The organism is Marinobacter sp. G5_S1_61_S3 (assembly GCF_054968585.1).
Window position 1 is genome coordinate 66,507 of sequence record NZ_JBQKUK010000010.1, and the last position, 21,152, is coordinate 87,658.

The 21,152-nt window shown below is 57.9% G+C and carries 20 protein-coding genes; 8 read left to right on the top strand and 12 right to left on the bottom strand.

Annotation, left to right across the window (positions count from 1 at the left end; translation table 11 throughout):
• Nucleotides 1-12: 12 nt before the first annotated feature.
• The 4 genes from ACTRWH_RS11320 to dacB all read right to left on the bottom strand — a co-directional run bounded on the left by ACTRWH_RS11320 (nucleotide 13) and on the right by dacB (nucleotide 4,146).
• On the bottom strand, nucleotides 13-882 hold the full coding sequence (locus ACTRWH_RS11320; RefSeq protein ID WP_379866878.1) for a DUF6279 family lipoprotein: 870 nt from the start codon (nucleotides 880-882) through the stop codon (nucleotides 13-15).
• Nucleotides 883-1,038: 156 nt separating this feature from the next.
• The gene (locus ACTRWH_RS11325; protein WP_041336782.1) at nucleotides 1,039-1,854 is read right to left on the bottom strand and encodes an OmpA family protein; all 816 of its coding nucleotides are present in this window, start codon (nucleotides 1,852-1,854) and stop codon (nucleotides 1,039-1,041) included.
• Between the two features lie 27 nt (nucleotides 1,855-1,881).
• Nucleotides 1,882-2,256 (bottom strand): DUF4398 domain-containing protein, encoded by a 375-nt coding sequence (locus ACTRWH_RS11330; protein WP_036204295.1) that lies wholly within the window; start codon nucleotides 2,254-2,256, stop codon nucleotides 1,882-1,884.
• 312 nt (nucleotides 2,257-2,568) lie between these two features.
• Nucleotides 2,569-4,146: a D-alanyl-D-alanine carboxypeptidase/D-alanyl-D-alanine endopeptidase gene (dacB, locus tag ACTRWH_RS11335; protein WP_087148984.1), complete on the bottom strand. Its 1,578-nt coding sequence runs from the start codon at nucleotides 4,144-4,146 to the stop codon at nucleotides 2,569-2,571.
• A gap of 213 nt (nucleotides 4,147-4,359) precedes the next feature.
• Here dacB and ACTRWH_RS11340 point away from each other — a divergent pair, with 213 nt between their 5' ends.
• Nucleotides 4,360-5,283: an aldo/keto reductase gene (locus ACTRWH_RS11340; RefSeq protein WP_177190602.1), complete on the top strand. Its 924-nt coding sequence runs from the start codon at nucleotides 4,360-4,362 to the stop codon at nucleotides 5,281-5,283.
• A complete protein-coding gene (locus ACTRWH_RS11345) occupies nucleotides 5,283-5,969 on the top strand; it encodes a DUF6064 family protein (protein ID WP_091641797.1) in 687 nt (228 codons plus the stop codon). Before ACTRWH_RS11340 ends, ACTRWH_RS11345 begins: the two co-directional genes overlap by 1 nt.
• On the opposite strand, the gene dkgB is transcribed toward ACTRWH_RS11345, so the two are convergent.
• Nucleotides 5,938-6,747: a 2,5-didehydrogluconate reductase DkgB gene (gene dkgB / locus ACTRWH_RS11350; protein ID WP_041335107.1), complete on the bottom strand. Its 810-nt coding sequence runs from the start codon at nucleotides 6,745-6,747 to the stop codon at nucleotides 5,938-5,940. The two genes, ACTRWH_RS11345 and dkgB, sit on opposite strands and share 32 nt — an antisense overlap.
• Before the next feature lie 123 nt (nucleotides 6,748-6,870).
• Between dkgB and ACTRWH_RS11355 the strand changes: the two genes are divergently transcribed.
• On the top strand, nucleotides 6,871-7,284 hold the full coding sequence (locus ACTRWH_RS11355) for a GFA family protein (RefSeq protein WP_091641795.1): 414 nt from the start codon (nucleotides 6,871-6,873) through the stop codon (nucleotides 7,282-7,284).
• 24 nt (nucleotides 7,285-7,308) lie between these two features.
• Here ACTRWH_RS11355 and ACTRWH_RS11360 read toward each other — a convergent pair whose 3' ends face one another.
• From ACTRWH_RS11360 to ACTRWH_RS11385, 6 genes are all read right to left on the bottom strand, one after another.
• Entirely contained in the window at nucleotides 7,309-8,436 is a 1,128-nt protein-coding gene (locus ACTRWH_RS11360; protein WP_091641792.1) for a PQQ-dependent sugar dehydrogenase, read from the bottom strand.
• 331 nt (nucleotides 8,437-8,767) lie between these two features.
• Entirely contained in the window at nucleotides 8,768-10,798 is a 2,031-nt protein-coding gene (fhuB, locus tag ACTRWH_RS11365) for a Fe(3+)-hydroxamate ABC transporter permease FhuB (protein WP_462826415.1), read from the bottom strand.
• A complete protein-coding gene (locus ACTRWH_RS11370) occupies nucleotides 10,788-11,720 on the bottom strand; it encodes an iron-siderophore ABC transporter substrate-binding protein (protein ID WP_036204309.1) in 933 nt (310 codons plus the stop codon). Before ACTRWH_RS11370 ends, fhuB begins: the two co-directional genes overlap by 11 nt.
• Nucleotides 11,710-12,483: an ABC transporter ATP-binding protein gene (locus tag ACTRWH_RS11375; protein WP_041336165.1), complete on the bottom strand. Its 774-nt coding sequence runs from the start codon at nucleotides 12,481-12,483 to the stop codon at nucleotides 11,710-11,712. The genes ACTRWH_RS11370 and ACTRWH_RS11375 overlap by 11 nt, the downstream gene beginning before the upstream one ends.
• Nucleotides 12,484-12,568: 85 nt before the next feature.
• The gene (locus ACTRWH_RS11380; protein WP_462826416.1) at nucleotides 12,569-14,359 is read right to left on the bottom strand and encodes an ABC transporter transmembrane domain-containing protein; all 1,791 of its coding nucleotides are present in this window, start codon (nucleotides 14,357-14,359) and stop codon (nucleotides 12,569-12,571) included.
• A 70-nt stretch (nucleotides 14,360-14,429) separates the two neighbouring features.
• A complete protein-coding gene (locus ACTRWH_RS11385; protein WP_041336161.1) occupies nucleotides 14,430-14,882 on the bottom strand; it encodes a YaiI/YqxD family protein in 453 nt (150 codons plus the stop codon).
• A gap of 124 nt (nucleotides 14,883-15,006) precedes the next feature.
• On the opposite strand from ACTRWH_RS11385, the gene ACTRWH_RS11390 reads away from it, so the two are divergent.
• Nucleotides 15,007-15,591, top strand: a complete 585-nt coding sequence (locus ACTRWH_RS11390) for a histidine phosphatase family protein (RefSeq protein ID WP_126810464.1) — start codon at nucleotides 15,007-15,009, stop codon at nucleotides 15,589-15,591.
• Nucleotides 15,592-15,629: 38 nt separating this feature from the next.
• Here ACTRWH_RS11390 and ACTRWH_RS11395 read toward each other — a convergent pair whose 3' ends face one another.
• Nucleotides 15,630-16,634, bottom strand: coding sequence for a glycosyl transferase family 90 (locus ACTRWH_RS11395; protein WP_041336153.1), 1,005 nt, complete (start codon nucleotides 16,632-16,634; stop codon nucleotides 15,630-15,632).
• A 105-nt stretch (nucleotides 16,635-16,739) separates the two neighbouring features.
• Here ACTRWH_RS11395 and ACTRWH_RS11400 point away from each other — a divergent pair, with 105 nt between their 5' ends.
• The 4 genes from ACTRWH_RS11400 (at nucleotide 16,740) to ACTRWH_RS11415 (ending at nucleotide 20,979) form a co-directional block, all read left to right on the top strand.
• A complete protein-coding gene (locus ACTRWH_RS11400) occupies nucleotides 16,740-18,710 on the top strand; it encodes a metallophosphoesterase family protein (RefSeq protein WP_462826417.1) in 1,971 nt (656 codons plus the stop codon).
• A 28-nt stretch (nucleotides 18,711-18,738) separates the two neighbouring features.
• Nucleotides 18,739-19,242, top strand: a complete 504-nt coding sequence (locus ACTRWH_RS11405; RefSeq protein ID WP_462826418.1) for a copper chaperone PCu(A)C domain-containing protein — start codon at nucleotides 18,739-18,741, stop codon at nucleotides 19,240-19,242.
• A 205-nt stretch (nucleotides 19,243-19,447) separates the two neighbouring features.
• Nucleotides 19,448-19,834: a hypothetical protein gene (locus ACTRWH_RS11410; protein WP_085681453.1), complete on the top strand. Its 387-nt coding sequence runs from the start codon at nucleotides 19,448-19,450 to the stop codon at nucleotides 19,832-19,834.
• A gap of 140 nt (nucleotides 19,835-19,974) precedes the next feature.
• The gene (locus ACTRWH_RS11415; RefSeq protein ID WP_085681452.1) at nucleotides 19,975-20,979 is read left to right on the top strand and encodes a coiled-coil domain-containing protein; all 1,005 of its coding nucleotides are present in this window, start codon (nucleotides 19,975-19,977) and stop codon (nucleotides 20,977-20,979) included.
• Nucleotides 20,980-21,152: the final 173 nt, after the last annotated feature.

Genomic DNA, 21,152 nt, shown 5'->3' on the forward strand with positions numbered 1-21,152 from the left:
GGCGTCCTGACGTTAGCCGTTAAGGCTTCCGGTACCCTCGCTGGTGCAGGCGAGGGTATCGAAATCGCCCTGCATGGTTGCCGCCTGTTCCAGCAAGTGGTCAAGGTGGCGCTGGTCGGCCTGCTGCAGTAAATCGGTCATCAGGCCCGCCATGGCTGCCCGGCTTTCCGACATCATCCGCTGGTATCGTTCCCCCCGAACTTCCTCGTAGTTGCTCATTAGATAATGGACTCGATCTGAAAAATCGTCGCTGTCTCGCGTTGCCAGGGCATCGATTAACGCCTGTTGCCAATTCCGACGCCCCTCCAGCCAGATTTCAGTCTGCTTGCCCCGGCCTTCCGACCAGGCGTTGACCGTGTCACGCTGTCGCTCGTTGAGGGACCCCAGCCAGCGTTCAACCCGTTCCATCGTGCGCTCGGCCCGGGCTTCCCGGGTTTGTTCCGGGTTGTCCGCCAGGAACTCGTCTTCCAGCTCTTTTTGGCTCTCTTCCATATTGCTGGCCAACTGTTGAACCTGTTCATCGCTGAGGCTTGATAACAGGCGTGTGGCTGCCGGCCTTGCGCGCTCCATGAGTGGGGGGAAAAAGGAAAGCAGCTGTTCCTGGTGGTGGGTAACGGTGGATTGACTCAGGTTGCCAGAGCGAACATCGCTTTTTAACTGGGCAAGCCACTCGGAATAGCGTGGCAATTCAGTGGCGCAATGCCATTGGCGGAGGCCACGGATGTCCTGTTCAAGCCGGGATTCCTGTTCGGCGGTCATGGGTATGTAGTCGTCCACCCACCATACGATGCCCCAGTCCGCATAGCGATATGCCATCTTGGTGGAGCTGCAGCCGGCGAGGAGTACGAGGCCCAGCAGCGCAATGGAAATAATCCGAATCATGATCGGTCCTCGGGAAAAGCGGGTAACCTGATCCAAAAACGATGAGTGACGTATAACACCTCAGAATCAGGTTGAAGCGTTGATTCTTTGCATCTTTTGAAAAAACTTGCCCCGGTTAAACCGGGGCTTTTTTATGGGTAAGTGGCAACGGGGTGATCAATTCTCCCGCGCTTTGATATTGCCCTCTTCGTCGGAGATGACAATCTCTACCCGGCGATTTTGCTGCCTTCCGCCAGAGGTGTCATTGCTGGCAACGGGGAACTGCTCACCAAACCCTTTTGTCTCAACGCGGCTTCTGCTGATGCCCATATCGACAAGGGTATCGCGAACGGCTTCCGCACGACGCTCGGACAGCCCCTGATTGTAGGAGGCCTCACCGGTGCTATCGGTGTAGCCTTCCACCCGCACACGCCGGTTTTCATACTCGGCCATGAACTCGGCCAGTCGCCTGACAGTGGCTTCACCGGAAGACTTCAGTTCGGCCTTGTTGAGATCGAACAGCACATCTCCGAGGGTCAACACCATTCCCCGGTCGGTTTGCTCTGCCTGCATGGCTTCCATTTGCAGGCGAAGCTCTTTGGCTTCCCGCCTGGCCTGTGCCGCTTCGTCAGCGCGCATCTGCAGTTCCAGCTCCTTGCGACGCGCTTCCGCGGAATCAATCTGCTCCTGCAGCTCTGCGCGCTCTCCCTGCTCACCGGCTATTTGTGCATGCCGGTTGGCAAGATAAGCCGCGTGTTCAATCTCGGTAACGTCCGCACCGTCCGCGAGCAGAGTTTCAGCACGGGACAATTGCTCCCTTGCGTTCCTCAACTGGCGATCACCACTGCGGGCTACGTTCGGGTCGTTGCGGATTTCCTCATAGGCGGCCCGTGCTTCATCGACCTTTGCGTTATCCTGGGGCGTGCTGGCGCAGCCTGCCACGAGGACAGAAACGCTTACTGCCATACCCAAAGTCATGTTGCGCTTATTCATAACCATCTCCCGTTTCCGATGAGGCCTTTACTGGCGTTCGTCGATTCGCTTGCGAAGAGACTCAATATTGCGATTGACCTCATCAACCGCTTGTCTTGCTTTCGCGGTTTCCGAGCGAGCGCCGGCCAGTTGCGCATCCACGGCTGCCTTTTCGAGTAAGCGGCTTGCCTCAAGGTATTGTTCGCGATTGATCAATTCCTCGGCATCCGCAACCCGGTTCTGAGCCTGATTCAAGAGTACGGGTTCAAAATCCCTGGCATCGGACGACACCGCCTGCTGAATGGCAGACTCGGCGGACCGGAGTTCACCATCCGGTCGCTCAACCGAACTGGCGCAGCCTCCGGCAATGACAGCGATGCTGATTACACCTGCAGCACCTAACATCGAAGTATGCTTGCTCATGCACAATCTCCTTCCAGTGAGGAACGGGGCGATATAGCCCCGTCCAGACTCTTGTTGGTACTTGTCTTTGGCGACACCCCTGAAGGCTCCGCCATTTAAGCACCTAGTGCTACTGCTACGCTTAAGATTAGCAGCGGGATCTGATTACGGCATGAAGGTATGGAAATAAACTTGGTAGGGAGAGGCGTCGCTACAACGGATCTGTTGCCGAATGCGCCACAAAAGGTTGCGGGTGCGGGGGGTGGGCTTTGGGCCGGTAAATGACAGAACGGTAACCACCGAAACCCGGCAGCTACCGCTTATTGGTTTGGTTCAGCGTATTTTTGTGCCGCTGGATTGGGCCCTGGAGAGGGTGGTTCCGGTGGGCGGACGGTAGTGAAGGGAGTAGATAATCCGGTCCAGCACGGCCTGACCATTCCAGGCAGGGTCGTTGTTGACCATGCCGACAATGGCCCAGGTGGTGTCGGTGTCGTCGCGGGTGAAGCCTGCAATGGAGCGCACGTTCTCAAGGTAACCTGTCTTGATGCGCCCTTTGCCGTCCAGGCCGGAATTCCGCAGCCGTCTGGCCATGGTGCCATCCATCGCGATCAACGGCATGGAGGCCATCAGGTCCGAAGCGAAAGGGCTGTTCCAGGCGTGCTGTAGAATCTGCGCACCCTGGCGCGCTGTAATACGGCCCTCGCGTGTCAGACCCGCACCGTTTTCGATCACCAGGCCAGCGGTATTGACGCCTTTTTCCTGTAGCCACTCGTTAACGACGCGAATACCGGCCACACGATCGTCTTCTTCATCTTCCAGGCGATTCTCGGCACCAATGGTAAGGAGCAACTGGCGAGCCATCACGTTGCTGCTCCACTTGTTGATGTCCCTAACCATCGTTACCAGATCCGGAGACGTGGTCCTCAGCAACAGGCGGGCATCATCCGGCGTTTTGGCCAGCAGGCTCTTGCCGTTGATGTCGATGCCCATGTCTGAAAGCAGTGAACGTATCATGGATGCGGTGTACTGTTCGTGAGGCAGAAGCGACAGATAGGCCGTGGTGCGGCAGCCCTGCGGTAATTCGCCTGACACCCGAACGGTGACCCGGTGGTCCTCGTGGAAAAATGGCTCCCAGGTAAAATGACGGCGAGCGGGGCAGGGGGCTTCCGCAGTAGCGATCACCCGATTGTCGATCACCACGTCGTTCAGCGAAGGCGCGCTCCAGGCCTGTGTTCCGCGTTCATCCGCGCGAACCTGAAAGTGAATCAGGTTGAGATTGCTCAGGTACGGCGACGGCTTTACCAGAAACGGAGCGTGGGGGTTGTCACCGTTGTCGTCGAAAACGGGTTGCTCGTCTGCGATGCGGAACACATCACCGTCCAGCACCAGATTGCCATTGATGGCACTGATACCCATCCCGCGAAGCTCGTTCAGGGTGCTCCAGAGCCGTTCAATGGTCAGCTTGGGATCACCCCCCATGTCAACGTAGAAATTGCCGTTGAGAGTGTCGCCCACAAGCTCGCCATCGGTGTAGAAGCTGGTGTCCCAATGATAGGTGGGCCCCAGGATTTCCAGCGCCGCATAGGTGGTGACCAGCTTCATGATAGAGCCGGGGCTCATCAAGGCATCTGCATTGATGTACTGCTCGATGCCCGGCCCGTTCATGGGGATGGCCGCGAGGCTCAGCGCCTGTTCGTCGTTCAGGGATTCGGTGGCGTAATCCCGCACCTGATTGCTCCAGGTCTTATTGGTGCCACCAGCTTCGGCTGACTCCGAGGCAAAAACACAGGCGGACCCGACTGCCAGCACTGCAGTCATGGTGGAGACCACCATGCCACGGGCCACCCGACCATGCTGGCGGATAGTTCCATTACGGGACGTGTTCGGGTGGCGTCGTGCCTTCAGCAACATGGTGTGGCGCTCATTGATTCCAGGTGCATTAACAATAGCTCATATTCTAAGCGTGTACTATGTGGAAAGGCTCTACATGACGTTAAAAAATGCCAGTAGGGGCGTTGTTTATATTGCGTTTTTGTTAACGGATGTAAGCGCCTATGCTAATCAACTGGTTAGCATTTGTACAACCTCTTGATTAGTATGATGGAAACAGAAAATGGAGTGAGTATGGCGCACGAACTGACTCGGCGGCGATTTCTGGCTGCCATGGCCGCGGCAGGTCTTTCATGTCGGATGCCTGCGCTGATGGCTGCTCCGAAGGGGGATGTGATGACGAATCCCATTCCTTCCTCCGGCGAACGGGTGCCTGCCGTGGGCATGGGTACCTGGCGTACCTTCAATGTCGGCGGTGACCAGTACCTGATTGATCAGCGTACCGAGGTACTGAAAACCTTTTTCGATCTCGGTGGCACCCTGGTGGACTGCTCACCCATGTACGGCTCGGCGGCAGAGGTGATGGGCGAGGCGTTGGACACCCTCAATGCCCGTGAAAAACTGTTTTCCGCCACCAAGATCTGGACCGGAGACGGCGATGCAACCCGGCAACAGGACCGGGAATCCCGCAGGAAGTGGGGTATAGAGCGTTTTGACCTGCAGCAGGTACACAACCTGGTGGCCTGGCAGCAACACCTGGCAACCTTACAGCAAATGAAAGCCGATGGTGACGTGCGCTATATCGGCATCACCACCTCCCATGGCCGCAGGCACGGAGACTTTGCACGCATCATGGAGACGGAACCGCTGGACTTTGTGCAGCTGACCTACAATGTGCTGGACAGGGAGGCGGAAGACCGACTGCTGCCTTTGGCGAGGGAACGCGGGATCGCCGTGATTGCGAACCGGCCTTTCCAGGGCGGGCGACTGTTCCGGCGCTTCCAGTCCGAAGCACTGCCGCCCTGGGCCGATGAGGTGGGCTGCCGCAACTGGGCGGAGTTTTTCCTGAAGTACATCCTTTCCCACCCGGCGGTTACCTGTGCCATTCCGGCCACCACCAGCGTTGAGCATATGAAAGAGAACATGGGCGCCCTATACGGTGCTTTGCCGGATGAGAAACAACGGCGCCGAATGGCGGCCTATGTCGCAGGGCTGTGATGGGGACCACCTGGCTCAGCTATTCCCTGTCGGATTTCCTGATGTTCGGGCCGGAGGTGTTTCTTCGGCTCTTTGTTCGCATCAACCAGGATCTCTGGCCATGGCAGGGTGTTGCGGTGGTGATGGTGATCGCGATTGGCGCCTTACTGGTACGTGGGGACGCGATGGCGAGGCGCAGTGCACTGCTGCTGGTGGCCGCGGCGTGGCTATGGAGCGGGGCCGGCTTCCTGATGCATTACTACGGGCCGATCAATCTGCCGGCAATCTGGTTCGGCTGGGCCTTTGTCCTGCAGGGTGCCTTACTGACGGTGGCGGGGCTGTTCTGGCCCTGGAATGCGGCAACGAACCGGCCGATATGGTCTCGCTGGCTGATGGGCATCGGCTGGATCGCATTGATGGGGCTGTCGCCTCTCCTCGCAGTCGCTCAAACCGGCAATGGTCAGGCAGCAGCGCTGTTCGCCGTTACGCCGGACGTCACCGCGTTGGGCGCGGTGCCCTGCATGCTGCTGTTTCCCCGCCGGGTGCGGTGGTTGTTTCTACTATTACCACTGATATGGTCACTGTTCAGCATGGCGACCCTTTGGACATTAGGCACCTGGGTGCTGGCGGTCATTCCGGGTACCACGCTGGTGTTGGCGGCGATGGCCTGCTTCGTCAGTCCCAGGCAGGCGCGAAATCCGGATTAGCGATCCGATCACCACGGTCCAGGCCGTCAATTTCCGCAATTTCATCCTCGCTGAGCGTGATGTTCAGCGCGTCGAGGTTGGACTTCTGGTGCTTGGGCCGGGTTGACGACGGAATCGGTACCACGCCTCGGGAGGCCACCCAGGCAATGGCAATCTGCGCAGCAGACGCATTGTGTTCGCGGCCAATGCGAGCCAGGGTTTCATCGTCCATTACCTTGCCCACCGCCAGCGGCATGTAACCGGTTACGGTAATGCCCAGCTTCTGGGCATGCTCCACCACCTTGCGGTTGGCGAGAAACGGATGCACTTCCACCTGGTTGGTGAAAATCGCCGTGTCACCCAGTATTTCCTTGGCCTTGTCCATTTGCGCGCAGGTGAAGTTGGACAGCCCAATGTGGGTGGTTAGCCCTTCGCGTTGCGCGTCGCGCAGTGCACCCAGGTATTCCTCCATGGGGATGGCGTCGCCCGGCGATGGCCAATGAATCAGTGTGAGGTCGACATGGTCGGTCTTCAGTCGCGACAGGCTGTCGTGCAGGCTGTTGATCAGGTCGCTGTGCTGGAGCTGGTCGTGCCACACCTTTGTCGTCAGGAAAATCTCCCGTCGTGGAATACCGCTTGAGGTAATGCCATCGCCTACTTCAGCCTCATTCCCGTACATCTGGGCGGTATCGATATGCCGGTAGCCAAGGGAAAGGGCACTCTTCACGGCGTCTCGTGCATCGTTGCCCTTCAGGCGGAATGTACCCATACCGATGTTCGGAAGTGTGCTGAATGCCATAGTGTCCTCCTTCGTGAACGCTGTGACTTATATGTGGTGCCCGCCCGCTGGTTCTTCAAGTGGCGGGTGGTTATCATACCGGCCTTCGGAACCCGCAAGCGAAACCATGGTTGAGGTCACGTTATGCTGACAGGGCAATGCCTGTGCGGCGATATAAAACTTGAATACGACGGCCCGTTGGGGCCGATTGCCCTGTGCCACTGTAGCCAGTGCCGCCGGGCTCACGGCAGCGCATTTTCCGCCAGTGCGCCGATCCAGAAAATCCATGCCCGTTTTACGGCGGGTGAGGATCTGATCCGTGAATACGAATCCCGGCCGGGAAAGTACCGTGGGTTCTGCCCCAGGTGCGGTAGCCAGTTATACAGCCGCGTGGATGCCATCCCCGGTATACTGCGCCTGCGGGTGGGCGTGATCAATGAGCCCCTGGAAAAGGGGCCGGCATCACACGTTTATGTGGGCTCCAAGTCGGACTGGTTCACCATCACCGACGATACCCCGCAGTTTGAGAAAACCGAGAGAACCAACGATCCTCACTGACGCGTCGTTGCTTTCTTCGTCGAACTATTCTGCTGGAACTATCCGGTAGACCTTGCCGTTGTCCGCGTCCGTCAACAGCCACAATGCACCGTCGGGCCCCATTCGCACATCACGGATGCGTTCACCCAGGTCTTCGAGAAGATCTTCTTCTTCCCTGACCGTGCCGTTCTCAATGCTCAGGCGCACCAGCTTCTGCATTTTCAGGGCGCCCACAAACAGATCTCCCCGCCACTCCGGGAATTCGTCACCGGTATAGAATGCCATGCCCGAGGGGGCAATGGACGGGTCCCAATAGTGCAGCGGGTCGGTCACGCCCTTCATGGTGGTTTTGCTGGTAATGGGCACCCCGGAGTAGTCGATGCCATAGGTGACGTCTGGCCAGCCGTAGTTGTTACCCGCACGGATGATATTGATCTCGTCGCCACCCCTGGGGCCGTGCTCATGGCTCCAGATGTCGCCTGTTTGCGGGTGAACGGTCATGCCCTGAATGTTGCGGTTGCCGTAGGTGAAGAAGGTGTCATTCACTGACGGGTCGTCGACAAACGGATTGCCCGGCGCGGGGGCGCCGTCAACGGTCAGGCGGTGAACGCCGCCGGCATCGTCATCGGTGGCCTGGGCACGATCCATTTCACCCCGGTCGCCCACCGCGACGTACAGATTGCCATCGCGATCAAATTCCATGCGGCCCGCGAAATGACGGCTGGTGTTGCCTCGGGGGAGGGCCTCGAAAATCACTTCAACCTCTGACAGCCGGTCGCCGTCCAACGTTGCACGAGCCACTCTGGTCGTCAGCCCGTCGCGGCTGATCTTATGGGCGTAACTCAGGAACAGAGTGCGATTGTTTTCGAAGTCCGGATGCAGGATTACATCCAGCAGGCCACCCTGGCCGGAGACCACCAGCTCGGGAACACCGGCAATTGGCTTGTCCTGCAATTCACCATTCTCGATTCGGCGTAGCCGGCCTTCGCGCTCGGTCACCAACTGTGAACCATCGGGGAGAAAGGCGAGGCTCCAGGGATGTTCCAGGCCTTCCGCGACCGTATCCAGACGAAAGTCGGCTTTGTCTGAGCTGAACGTTTGCCCGAAGGCTGGCCCGGCCGCTGCCAGCCCAGCCAACGCCAGTAGAGTCGCGATGTTGCCGAGTCGATTCATAGAATGATCTCCGTGCCAGGTTATTCCTGCATCGATAAAGTCTAGCATTTGATACGAACGGAATGGCCGGCAGTATCAGGCGATAACATTACGACTAGGCATTACGACCCTGACGTCACCAAAAACATTAATGAGAACTATTAACATTTGGGCGAGTATCATGTACTGTTACTTCAATATCAACGGGAACCATCCATACCCATGGACACAAGGAGACGTACAATGACCCCGGAAGAGGAAGCGATTGAAGGGCTGAAACTGGCCGCCGGCGCCGGTGTGTTTGTTCTGATCATAGCCAGCCTCCTGGTGCTCTGGTGACACGTCCCGTCGGTCACGCTTTACCGTGCCGGCTTAGCCCCCACAAGAAGTAGACGCCACCAACCAGCGCAGCCAGCAAGCCCGCCGGTAACTGGTTGGGGAAGACCACAATGCGCGACAGGTAGTCCGCCAGGGCCAACAGAAGGCCACCCACCAACCCGGCCACGATCAATTGCCTGCCAACGGTTTGCTGCCCCAGTACCCGTGCCAGGTGCGGTGCAATGAGCCCTACGAAACTCAGAGGGCCAATCACCACCGTAGCCGATGCAGTCAGTACCGCGGCAAGCAGCAGCAGTAGCAGGCGGGCTTTAGTGACCGGAAGCCCGAGGGACGATGCCGAAGTATCTCCCAGAGGCAAGAGCGTCAGGGGCCTTACGATCAGCGCCAAAACGCCGCAGATAAGAAGGATGAATCCCAGCAGCCCAAACGCTTCGGTTTCGGAAACCAGCCAGGTGGAACCGTACATCCAGTTCAGCAGTTGTGACGCGACGGTGCCGCCGGAGGCCATGACCAATCTCAGCCCCGCATCCATGAATACATACAGGGCCAGGCCGCCCAGCAGCAGTTGGTTACCGGCGAATCGATGTTTTCGGGCCAGGAGAATCAATAACCCGAGTGCGCCGGCCGCGCCGAGCGTCGCAGCGCCAAGCTGCCCGGCCCGGCCTACATCCGCGCCGGTGAGCACGATAAGAACCATGGCCAGCGCGGCGCCGCCGCTGATACCCAACATCTCCGGGCTCCCCATTGGATTACCTGTCATCCGCTGAATCAGCGTGCCGGCGAGACCCAATGCGACCCCTGCCAGCATGGCGGCCAACAGGCGCGGGCCGCGCCACACCCAGGCATTGTCCCATTGGGTGACAGGTGTCCAGTTCCAGCCATCCAGGCCCGGGGACCAACCCATGGAAACGACAACGGTCAGTGCGATCAGCCCGGTCACGATACCACTGACCAGCAACGGCGCGCGCCGCCTGGGCTGGAAGCCCGCAAGGTTGGATTCCTGCCCGGGCATGTGATGGGTGTTTCTGAAACCCTGTAACGCCAGCAGGATGATGGGGCCGCCAATGAGGGCCGTGGTGGTTCCCGTCGGCACCAGGGAGCCATCACCCCAGGTAGATGCCCAATGCGCCAGAGTATCCGCCAGCAGCAATAGCCCGCCGCCCATGAGCGTGCTCCACAGGATGCGACTGGCTAATGTACGCGCGCCCAGCAGGCGTGCCAGTACCGGCGCTGCCAGCCCCACAAAGGCCACGACGCCCACCCGGCTGACAACCGTTGCCGTCATCAGTACCACCAGGAACAGAGCCAGTGCCCGAATAAGCCCGACCCTGGCACCCAGTGAACTGGCGGACGACTGCCCCAGTTGCAGCACCTGCAACGGGCGCATCAGCAGCAATATCAGCACCGAGATGATCAGCACGCGGGGCCACAGCTCCATGAACGGCCCCCAATTGTTCTGTACCAGGGAGCCGGCGCCCCAGATGAAAAGATTGCCCAGCCACTCACCCTTGAGCAGCAGAAATGCCATGTTGAGGGCGCCCAGGAAGAAGGTGATGACAAGGCCGGCAAGGATCACCGTCACGGGTGAAAAACCAAGCCGCCACGTCAGGGCGATGACCATGCCGATGGCGATGAGGCCACCTGCAATGGCCACCAGATCCGGGCTGAAGGCCAGTAACCCGGGCGCGAACAGCGTGGCAACGGTCACCCCGAATTGGCCACCCGCTTCCACACCGAGGGTGGTAGGCGAAGCCAGTGGGTTGCCCAGCACCTGTTGGGTAACCGCCCCGGCCAGACCCAGGCCGCAGCCAATCAGAATGGCGATGGATACACGTGGCGCCCAGCTGAAGTGAGCCAGAACCGATGAATAGTCGTCCGGATTGAAGGCCCAGAACGCTGACACCACAGCGCCGGCATCCAACTGGTTGAGCCAGGGAGCGGCGCTGGCAAGTAACGCGCCCAGCAAGAGGAGTGTGGCGGCGATGGGCAGCCTGGCGGGCATATCAGGCCGGGAAGCAGGCATGCCGGAGGTGCTAGCGTACATTGTCAGAGCCCCCGGCCAGCAGGCTGTCTGTCAGCATGGTGGCCAGCCGTTTCACCGGAAAAACCCCGCCAAACGGCCAGATGGCGTCGATCTCGTAAACCTGATGGCGGTTGACCGCTGGCAGGTACGTCCAGAACGGGCTGGCGGCCAGGGTGTCTGCAAGCCCGGGGGCGGTGGGCGCAATCACCACAATACGGCTGTCTTCATAAGGGGCTATGGATTCCAGGCCCACCACCGAGAAGCCCCAGAAGTTGCCTTGCCGGGGCCAGGCGTTTTCCAGCCCGAGGGCATTCAGGGCACTCTGGTAAAGGCCGTTGGGGGCATAAATACGCACGTGGCGGGCGTCCATGAAATTAACCAGTGCAACCGGCCGGTCTGTCAGTCCCGCCGCTTCCAGCCGGCGGCGTTGCGTTTCCAGAGTGGTGTCAATATCCGCCAGAATCGATTCGGCGCGAGCCTCGCGGCCCAGCATCTCGCCGAGGGTGGTCAGCATGTCACTGGCTTTCTCGAAGGGTTGACTGCCCTCTTTGTACACACTGATAACGTAAGTGGGGGCGATACGCTCCAGCAGTTTTGCGGCGGGCGCCATTTCGGCACTGGTAACAATCAGATCCGGTTTGAGTTCGGCAATGGCTTCGAGGCTGGGGGCGACGCGGGTGCCGATGTTGGCAACCTCCTCTGGAAGCTGCGGCTCATTCACCCACACGTCATAGCCATCGCGGTCAGCGACGCCCACGGGCGTCACGCCCAGCAACAGCAAGGCTTCTGTGGCGGCCCAGTTGAGGGCAACAATCCGCTCAGGTTGCTCGTCCAGGGTGAGGGTGCCGCCTTCATGCTGCCAGGTGCCGGCGCTGGCGGGCAGCGACAGAGCACCAATGAACACCATGGCAATCAGGGTTTTAGCCACACGCTCAGTGCACATACGAGACCCACTGGCCCGGCGCCCGCTCCATCACCCCCATTGGTACGCCGTAAATGGATTCCAGGATTCCCGAGTCCATGATGTCGCGTGGGCTGCCATCTGCAATCAACCGGCCGCCTTTGAGGGCCACCAAGCGGTCGCAGAAGCGGGCGGCCAGGTCGACATCGTGCAGTACCACAATCACCGTCAGTTCCCGTTCTTCGGCCAGGCGGTGCACCAGGCGCAGGGTTTCCACCTGGTGTTTGACGTCCAGGGCGGAAATCGGCTCGTCCAGCAGCAGGCAGCGAGTTTGTTGCGCCAGCAGCATGGCAATCCAGGCGCGCTGGCGTTCGCCGCCGGAGAGCGTGTCCACAGAGCGGTGCTGGAAGTGGTCGAGCCCGGTATCGTGTATGGCCTGGTCGATGAACTGGTGGTCTTCGCCGGTATAGCGGCCTAAAGGCCCGCGCCAGGGATAACGCCCCAGGGCAACCAGTTCCCGTACGGTGAGGCCGTCTGTGCCCGGTGGATGTTGGGGGAGGTAACCGACCGTACGGGCGAATTCCCGCGCGCCGGTGGTCCGGAATGAGCTGCCAAGAAGGCTTGCATTGCCCGAAGAAGGCGACATCTGGCGGGCCAGCACTTTCAATAACGTGGACTTGCCGGAGCCATTGTGACCGAGCAGGGCAGTGACCTCGCCTTCACGAAACTCGATGTTGATGTTGTCAAGGATGGCAGCGTCACCAATGTGCACGCCCAGGCTGGATACTTCAAAGAACGCAGACATGCAGGCTCCCGTGGATCTGAGGGCCTGCAGAATAATCTAAATGCGAATTACTATCAATGTATGCCTGGCAATGTATGGCGTGCTGTCAGGCCTGACCGGTCTGTACGCGCCATTGTGCGGAATAGGGGCCGTTGTTCTCCAGCAGTTCCTCATGGCGGCCGGATTCCAGAATGCGCCCGCCGGCTACCACGGCAATGGTATCGGCATCCACAATGGTGGACAGCCGATGCGCGATCATGATCACGGTGCGATTGTGCCCAATCCGCTTCAGGGAGCGCTGGATGGCCGCCTCGGTTTCGTTGTCCACGGCACTCGTGGCTTCGTCGAGCACCAGAATGGGCGGGTCTTTCAGCAGTGCGCGGGCCAGTGAAAGGCGCTGGCGCTGGCCACCGGAAAGCCGAACTCCTCGTTCACCCACGGCGGTGGCAAGCCCTTCGGGCAGTGCCTCGATGAATGACCAGGCCTCCGCCGTCCTGGCCGCTTCGATAATCTGTTCGTCACTCGCGCCGGGGGAGCCGTAGGCGAGATTGTCACGAATGCTGCCCTCAAACAGGTATACGTCCTGGCTGACCAGGCCGATGGCCTCCCGCAGGGACTTCAGGCTGACGGACTGGATGGGCTGGCCGTCGATGCGGATCTGGCCGCCCGTGGGGTCGTAGAAACGCAACAACAGCTTGATCAGTGTGGACTTACCGGAACCGGTCGCCCCGACCAGCGCCAGGGTATTGCCGGCTGGTACCGCTACCGAAATGTCGTCGATACCGGCACCGCTGGACGGGTAGTGGAAGCTCACGCCCTCGAAGGTGACTTCGCCCTTCACCGGCTGTTCCAGCGTTTTGCCGGATTCATCCCGAACGTGAACCGGCTCAGCCAGCAGGTCCAGGATGCGGCGGGTGCTGGCCATGGCCCGTTCAAACAGGTCGATTACTTCCGCAAGGCCGGTCAGAGGCCACAGCAAACGTTGGGTCAGGAACACCAGCACGCCGTAAGCACCGACGTTCAGAGAGCCTTCCAGGGCCATCATGCCGCCAACAGTAAAGGTGGCCAGGAAACCCGCCAGGATCGCCATGCGGATCACCGGAATAAACGCGGAGCTGATGCGAATAGCCCGGCGGTTTGCGTCCACATAGGCTTCACTGCTGGCTTTCAGCCGCTCCGCTTCCCGGTTTTCGGCTGTGAAACTCTTGATGGTGGCAATGCCGCCCAGGTTGTTGGCCAACCGGCTCGACAGGTCACCGACCTTCTCGCGCACGTCGGCGTACAGCGGGCCAGCCTTGCGCTGGAAGTAGAACGCGCCCCAGATAATCAGCGGAATGGGAGTAAACGCCAGCAGGGCAATGAGCGGTGACAATACGAAAAACACAGCGCCTACGGCAACGACCGTCACCACCACCTGAATCATGGCGTTGGCGCCGCCATCCAGGAAACGCTCCAACTGGTTGACGTCGTCGTTCATGGTGGCGACCAGTTGCCCGGAGCTGCGGGCTTCAAAGAAGCTCATGTCCAGCTTCTGGGCATGCTCGTAGGCGTCTTGCCGCAGGTCGGACTGCAGGCGTTGGGCCAGGTTGCGCCAGAGGATCTGGAACAGGTACTCGAATATCGATTCGCCGGCCCAGATAAAGAAGGTCAGCACAGCCAGGATGGTGATCTGCTCCTGAGCGGTCTCAAAGCCCAGGCCCGCCACAAAGCTTTCTTCCTTGTTTACCACCACGTCGATGGCGATACCAATCAGGATCTCCGGTGCGATATCGAACAGCTTGTTGATGATGGAGCAAGTGGTGGCGGCAATGATCTGGCGACGATAGCCGCGAGCGTATTTCAGCAGTCGGCCCAGGGCGGCAAAGCTGCTGGTGGTGTGGGGGGAAGACTCTGTCATGGTTCGCTCCGCTTGCGCCAGAAAGCGGCAAGGGTAGCGGATTTGTCGAGAATTTAAAATGGAATCATTATCACCTACTGGCGTTCTGTTGCAGCCAGCGGTCAAGCTTGTCGGCGAATTCCTTGCGGTCGGTCTGGCTGAAGGGCGCCGGGCCACCGGTGACCTGGCCAGCATTGCGCATTTCTTCCATGAAGTTGCGCATGGCCAGGCGCTGGCGGATATTCTCTTTGGTGAAAGCCTGGCCGCGCGGGTTGAACACGTCCGCGCCTTTTTCGATGGCTTCGGCAGCCAGGGGGATGTCCTGGGTGATCACCAGATCGCCTGTCTCCATCTGGTCAATGATGTCGTTGTCGGCCACGTCGAAACCCTGGGGTACCTGCCGGCGTTTGATGTAAGGGCTCGGGGGCAGGTTAATGGCGTGGTTGGCGATGAAGGTGGTATCGACCTGCCAGCGGGTGGCGGCGCGGCAGAGGATTTCCCGAATGGGCACGGGGCAGGCGTCGGCGTCGACCCAGATTGGCATGTTTGGTTCCTTTGTTGGTTCGGTGCTTGGTGAAGTTTACCTTTTGATGATGTGAGCCTGGTAGGTTTGGGGTGCGTATTAATTACGTGGTTGCATGCTTTGCGGGTGGAGGATCGACAAACTTATGAAAACTCACAGTTTTCTTACTGCACTTCTTGTGTTTTCGCTGGGGCTGATTTCCCTTTTTGCAGGAACTGCGTACGCCGATGAATCAGAGGCCTGGGAGGCTCTCCGGGAAGGCCGGGCGGTTTTGATGTTGCGACACGCCCTGGCACCGGGAACAGGCGACCCCGCGAACTTTGATGTCGACGATTGCAGCACGCAGCGAAACCTGAATGCCGAAGGGCGCGAGCAGGCGCGGGCTTGGAAGGTCTATTTGGCGGAGCATGGCGTTGAGGAGGCCAGGGTCTTCAGCAGTCAGTGGTGCCGCTGCCTCGATACCGCGCGGGGAATGGATGTGGGGCCGGTGAAGGAGATGATGTCGCTGAACTCGTTTTTCCAGAACCGTAGCAACTCAGACATGCATACCCAGCAGACCATCGCCATTGTGAATGAAATGGAGCCAGGCCTGCCAGTGGTGCTGGTATCCCATCAGGTAAATATTACGGCACTGACCGGCATATACCCATCGTCGAACGAGGGAGTGGTTATGGCACTGCCGTTGTCAGAAAACCCGACGATACTGGCGCGTGTGTCGCCGGGGAGTTAGGCGCTCAAATCCAGGGCTCGATGTTCCCTATCTATCGGTCAACCGGCCTTCAGGCGTGGGAGGTCGTACACCTCCTGCCCGCTCAGGTGAAGGTATTTCTGGATCACCAGCAGTGCAATGGTCTGTTCCATCTGCTGATCGAAAAACTTCTCTACATACCGGTTGGCGTTGGCAATGATGGCCTCTGCCTGTTCAGGGTGATTCTGGTAATAGCGTACTTTTTCCGGCAGGTCAGAGTGGTCATCGGCCAGTTCTACATAGTGATAACCGGGCACCAGTGAGCCTTCCATGAACCAGGTTTCAAAGCGGGGCCGGCGCATCAGGCACAGGGAATTGGAGGCCATGATCCACTTCAGGTTCGTCGCCACATCAATGCCTTCCACGCTCACCACAAACTGGTGCTGCAGCTGTTCCTCAATGCTCATGAAGTCCTTGTGGTAGGGCTGGGGTGCGGGTTCCTTATGTTGAGTGCAGCCAATATCGCAGAGGGGGTGGTCATTAAAGCGGGTAGCAAATTCGATGCGGTGCTGGCGGTTGGATTTGCCGCGCCACACCGCCAGGGGCTTCTTTTGGCGGAAAGGTGTCGGGTCCTCTACAAACTGGTAATGCCGAACCGAGTTGAGTTTGAGCAATACTGAGTTACGGTTGGAGGCATCACGACGTACCGGGCGGCTTTTCACGAAACGGGGTTCGTTCGGGATTTCGGTTACATCACCGAACTGGTAGTCCACTTTTCGGTTCCGGGGGAAACACTGGATCAGATTGCGAAAATCGAAGCAGTAGGCGCTGCTTTTGCCGGCGAAGGTAAAGTCGCCGGCGGGTTCGGCGGTTGCTGGTAGCGTGAACGGGTTTGAAAGGCGATTGTAGTACGCAACCCTTGCGTCAATCGCCGCTCTGCGTTCGCCCGTCATCGCCTCGTATTCCGACATCAGCAGGTCGCACTGCCATTGCCAGTAGGCTCGAGGAACCAGGGAGCGCACCGCGTTCCCGGAGTAATAACCCAGTTTGTGCAGGTTCTTGGAAAAATTGTCACCGACTCGCATTGTGGTCACCAGACGTTGGTTTAGATGCCCATACCGTAGTGGGCAGAGCGCAAGGAAATGTCAGGTAAACATCAATAAAACATCAAAGTGTGTCAGGAGGATTAAATGAATGAGCGATCTTCAAAGCCCCTGTCGCCGGTGTTGGCCGGGCCTGTTCTCCGGCATACCTCTCTCAACCGGCTTACGCTCTGGCTGGTCGGCTCCTGTGCGCTCGCCCTGAGATTGCGCCTGTATCTGCAAGATGCGGATGAGCCATGGATGGACCGGGTACTGACAGAGAAGGACGTCACCAGGGTGCGATTCGGCGCCTCCGCCTACCTCTATCTGATCGACGTTGGATTGAACGACCCGTTGCCAGCCAACACGCGCATCGGTTACGACCTGGGCGTTTCGGACGACACCGTGGATTCGGTCGGGAGCGACGAGCGATGGATACGGGAATGGGCGCCACACCTGTGCCTGCCGGGCGCCGAGCGGCCTGACTTCGTGATCCGGGAGCGATTGGACCGGATCGCCCATGGTTCCTGCCGGCGGCCCCATTCCGCCGCTGCCGACGGTTTGGTGAGAGTGGATCAATCGTTACTGGAAGCCAAAGGCGATATCACAGAGCGGCCAGCATTGTTGTTGATGACCGGCGACCAGATATACGCGGACGACGTGGCCGGCCCCATGCTGCGGGCCATACATCACCTGATCGACCGTTTGGGTTTGTATGAGGAAACGCTCTCCGGCGGTTCGGTCAGCGACAGCAAAACCTTGCGGGAAAACGCAGACACCTACTTTCATAGGGAAAAGCTGCTCCCGGATGTGCGTAGCAATGAAGCGCTGATCGAGCGATTCTTCGGCGGTGTGCGAAAACCGGTGTTCACCACTGCCAGTGCCCACAACCACCTGATTTCCCTCAGCGAAGTGATGGCCATGTACCTCTTGGTGTGGTCGCCTGTGTGCTGGGAACTGGTCGAACGGGACCAGCCTGCGCTGGCTTCCAAGGATGCCGCCGTTTTTCAGGACCAGCAGGCCGCCATCGATGACTTCGTCGCTGGCCTGCCACAAGCTTCCCGGGCGCTGGCACACTTGCCTACCTACATGATCTTTGACGATCACGACGTGACCGACGACTGGAACCTGTCTGCCCTTTGGGAAACCACCACCTATGAACACCCGTTTTCCCGGCGCATCGTTGGCAATGCCCTGGTGGCCTACCTGTTGTGCCAGGGCTGGGGCAACAACCCCGACGCCTTCGATGACATCATGCCCGCCATCAAGGAACTGGCCGCCTCCGCAGAGCAGGATGGCGTGTTTAATCACGCCGGGCAGGACCAACTGATTGATGATCTGCTGCAGTTCCAGCGATGGCACTACACCCTGCAGACGTCACCTAAAGTGGTGGTGCTGGATACCCGCACCCGCCGATGGCGAAGCGAGCTTAATCGGGCGCGGCCTTCCGGCCTGCTGGACTGGGAAGCGCTGACCGAATTCCAGCAGGATGTGATGGGCGAAGACGCTGTCATTGTGGTGTCGCCTGCGCCCATGTTCGGTGTAAAACTGATTGAAGCCATCCAGAGTGTGTTCACCTTCTTCGGCAAACCCCTGGTGGTGGACGCTGAAAACTGGATGGCCCACCGGGGTGCTGCCAACGTTCTGCTCAATATCTTCGGCCACTCCCGCACACCGGAAACCTTCGTGATTCTCTCGGGTGACGTACATTACTCATTCGTCTACGATGTTCGACTGCGGCACAGGCCGGAACGGCCCAGAATCTGGCAAATTACCAGCAGCGGCCTCAAGAACGAATTCCCCCACACCCTTATGGAGTGGCTGGATAGGATCAATCGCTGGTTGTACGCGCCCTGGTCCCCGCTGAACTGGTTTACCAAGCGCCGGCGCATGCGAGTGAGCCCCAGGCTGCCCGAGGGGCGTGATGCTGGCGAACGGCTATGGAACAACGCCGGTATCGGCCTGGTAGAGCTGGATGGAACCGGTGCGCCAACCAATATCCAGCAACTGAATTCACGCTATGGCGGCACACGTTTCCTGAAACCGGAACGCCACGGACCTGACGACGACTTCCATTGAAACAACCATTGATGAGGTAACAAGGAACATGAGCCCACTCAAAAAACTGGCCGCCAGCGCCCTGATCGCCTGCAGCACCCTGATCGCCACACCCGCACTTGCTCACGACTATTCCAACGAAAACGTCACCATCGACCACCCCTGGAGTCGCCCAACACCCCCGGGTGTGCCCGTGGGCGTTGGCTACATGGCCATCACCAACCACAGCGATAAAGACATCACCTTCACCAGCGCCACCACACCCAGGGCGAAGAACGTCTCCATTCACGAAAGCGCGATGAAAGACGGCACCATGACCATGCGCCCGCTGAAAGACGGACTGACCATCCCCGCCGGCGACACCGTGGAATTGAAACCCCACAGCTATCACCTGATGCTGGAAAAGCTGGAGGCGCCTTTGAAAGAAGGGGAGAGCATACCGCTGACGGTGAGCTTTGAGGGCGCCGAAACCATGGAGGTTGAACTGAAGGTTGTGCCGCTGGATGGGGAGATGAAGATGCAAGGGGATGGGATGGATCATTCCGGGCATTGACCGATGGGGGCTGGAGTTATACGAACGCGTTCGTATAACGCCGAATCCAGTACCTTGGGTGCGCCATTTAAGTTTATGAACTATATTGGGTTTTTGGGGCAATATTCGGGAAGGTATGTGGAGTTATGCGAATGCTGGATATACGCCCGGATTTTTGCGAACGAGTTCGTATAACACGCTGTTATGCTTTAAAGCGGAGTTTGAAATGAAGTCTTTCCTGTTCGCGGTTTTGCTTTTGATCTCCGGTCATGCATTTGCTGCTGATACCTATGCATTTTGCCAAGCGCAGATTGATCAAATGCGAGAGCTGACTTCCTACCCAATAGAAAATTTGAATGCGTACAAGGGGATGCTCGCAAAAACCACCTCTTTAGAGGAGCTGGGGGAGCTGACCGGCAAAGACTATGCTCAATTCGTTCCAATGGCCCAGAAGCATCAAGGGATCACTCGAGCCGAGGCGGAAGTTAAAACGCTGGAATTATTCAAGACCATAGAGATAAATGCGTTGAGCCGGGCTATTAAATTCCACGGCCTTTCGGATGAGCAAACATGGAGCACGCTTTTTGATAGATGCGTTTCGGAAAATCAATAGCATAACCAACTGTTGTAGTTCGTTCCAGGCCTATCGGCCGTCCACCGGACGCCTACTACGCTGCGCTCCGTAAGCGCCGCTAAACCAGGGCGTTAGGCTTTAGATTGTAAAAGGGCTTTGCAATATTATTGAGGATAGAAATGCTAGGAGAGTTGATTTCAGAGTTGCGGCTTCAGGCAGCTGATCGCATTAGAAACCCTTTACTTGGACCATTCACTGCTGCGTGGATGGTTTCAAACTGGAAGCTTCTAGCGGTACTTATCGGAAGCAGTGCAACTGTTGAGCAGCGGATTAGCATTATTGAACAGAACTATCTAAATATTAATAACCTATTGATTGCTCCACTTCTATTCGCAATCTTCTATGCGCTCGTTTTGCCTTGGATAAACTTTGCAATCCAAAAACTCCAAGAAGTAGCAAACCTGCACAGGAGAAAGCACAAGCTAGAGGTTGATACTGATTTTTTAGTGGCCTCTGTTGCGAGAGCTGAAGCTCAGGCAAACCTGAATAGAATTTTAACCAAAGACCAGTTGGCCCGTGAGCAGCAGGACGAGATCAATCAGCTGAAGAACGAGTTAACCGAAATGCAGAACCTTGCACAAACTCGTATCGCTGAGAAAGAGGCCGAACTGGAAAAGAGAAAACAGGAGTATGAGAAGAGAGCGTATCGAGACACTTCAGAGGCAGAGAAAGAGAAACAAAAAATCGAAGCTCTCAGAGATCAGTTACAGAGTGAGCGGGACAAAGCGAGATATGAAAGTGAGCGTGTGAGAGCGGAACTAGAGCATAAGCAGCGAGAGATAGAAAAGAGCCTTAGTGATGGTTTTGCCTATCAATTGGCTGAGAGTAACGCTGATTTTGAGAGCCTCCTAATGTCGAAGAGGTTCAGACTTTTTTACAACCCAAGCATGGGGTTGGATCAATCCAAGAATATTAGGTTCGGGCCTGGTGGCAAAATCAGTGAGGGAGGGAATGACAACGAGAATACATGGAGAATTGTAAATGGAAAGCTTGAGCTAGTTCAGGCCGATGGGCATGTACACAGTCGATTTTTCTATCTTCCAGATAGCCAGATGTTTATACACACAGGCGACAACGATACTAAGTCGATTCGTGGCCAATATATAATTCCAGATGGGAAGTAGGCCTAGCAATGCCAATCAGTGCGAACCATTTTTCATTCCGCTTTGCTCCATTACAAATGGTTGCCTGTTGGCGGCATTAAAACTTAAGGGGCGGGAACTTGGCTCTCGACCTTTCATAAAAAACTTAATCCAGATGCCCTACAAAAAGACTTTGATGTTTATACCAAAAAACC